The 1644-nt window shown below is 69.2% G+C and carries 2 protein-coding genes; both read left to right on the forward strand.

From position 1 onward, the window contains the following. Positions 1 to 272: 272 nt before the first annotated feature. Complete coding sequence (locus tag B7X32_RS20760; protein ID WP_292724104.1) at positions 273 to 1214, forward strand: GlxA family transcriptional regulator; 942 nt, start codon at positions 273 to 275, stop codon at positions 1212 to 1214. A 61-nt stretch (positions 1215 to 1275) separates the two neighbouring features. Next, a partial coding sequence (locus B7X32_RS20765; protein ID WP_292724107.1) for a hypothetical protein occupies positions 1276 to 1644 on the forward strand: 369 nt, incomplete at its 3' end.

Genomic DNA, 1644 nt, shown 5'->3' on the forward strand with positions numbered 1-1644 from the left:
CGTCATCGAAGCCGACGGCACCGATCTCGCGTTCCACAAGCGCTGGCACCGGATCACCGGATCCGGCAACTGGATCGACCCGTCGACCGGCCGCCGCCACGGGCCCGAGAACCCGCTCTTCCCCGGCGGTGCGTCCGCCTGAAGACGCAGGCGCCTGCCGCCGCCCCGGTTCGTGCGTCCCCGCGTTCCGGCGGCAAATCTGCCAGATCTGTCCGCAATTCATGCTCGAACCCGTCTGGCCGCCAAGGGCTCCCCCGCTCTAGATTTCAAGGGTGTCACAGCGCATCCTCATCGTCGTCCTCCCCCAGGTGAACCTGCTGGATCTGTCAGGTCCGGTTCAGGCGTTCTCCGCAGCGACTCGTCACGGAGCGGACTATGAACTCGCGTTCGTCGCTTCGGACCCCTCGGTGATCTCGGCGCAAGGGCTGGAACTGGCGGGACTGGGACCGCTCACTGCGGTGCACGACGGCGATCTCGTCCTCATCCCCGGCGCCGACCTCACCCGATCCCTCGAGATCGATCCGGTCCTGATCGACTGGATCCGTGAGGCGGCACGGACGGATGCGCAGATCGCCTCCGTGTGCACCGGGGCGTTCCTGCTCGGCGAGGCCGGACTTCTGGACGGGCGTCGCTGTACGGCCCACTGGAGCGTGATCGGCCCGATGCGGGAGCGGTATCCGCAGGCGCGGGTCGTGGACGACGTCCTTTTCGTCATGGACGGCCCTGTTCTCACGAGCGCAGGGATCGCCTCCGGGATCGATCTCGCTCTCGCGATCATCGAGAAGGATCACGGAGCGCCGCTGGCTGCGCGCGTGGCGCGCGAGTTGGTCGTCTACCTGCGCCGCAACGGAACTGCCGCGCCGACCAGTCCGTTCGCGGAGTTCCGCGATCACGTGGTCCCGGAGGTCCAGGCGGCGCAGCAGATCCTCTCGGACCGATTCGCCGATCCCTGCACTCTGGAGGAGCTCTCGCAGGCCGTGCACGTCGCACCCCGCACCCTGACCAGCAAGTTCGTCCGCACCGTCGGCATGACCCCTCTGCAGTACCAGCAGACGCTGCGGATCGGCCACGCCAAGGCGCTGCTGTCTTCCACCGACCTCACGATCGAAGAGATCTCGCTCGCCTGCGGCTACGGCGATGCCCGTCAGCTGCGGCGCGTGTTCTCTCAGGTGCAGGGGCTTTCGCCCCGCGAATACCGCGCCTCCCTGCAGTAGCGCGACCTTCTCCTGCGGCCGTTCGCCGCCGTTCCCTCCCACCCCCACTTCGGAGCTCTCCATGAACACCTTCCTTCGGCGCGCCCTCCTGACGGTCAGCGGCCTCGTTCTCCTGGTCGCCGTCGTCGGCGGCTTCGCCTTCGCCGGCTTCACCGTCACCATGGCGCAGGACTTCGCCCCGCTGCCCGGGCGCTCGTCCGCCCCGGACGCCCCGCCCCGTCCGGCCGCCCCCGACCGCATCCAGGTCGCGATCCTGCTCGGCCGGGGCGGCACCGTGGCGACGGATGCGATGGGTCCGTACGGGGTGTTCGCCGCATCCGAGCGATTCGACGTCCGCACGGTCTCGTCCTCGGGCGCTCCGGTCGCGCTCTCCGGCGGGCTCACGACCGTCCCCGACGCCTCTTTCGAGGACTACGAGTCAGGGCGGCTC

Source organism: Microbacterium sp. 13-71-7 (genome assembly GCF_002257455.1).
Classification (GTDB): Bacteria; Actinomycetota; Actinomycetes; order Actinomycetales; family Microbacteriaceae; genus Microbacterium.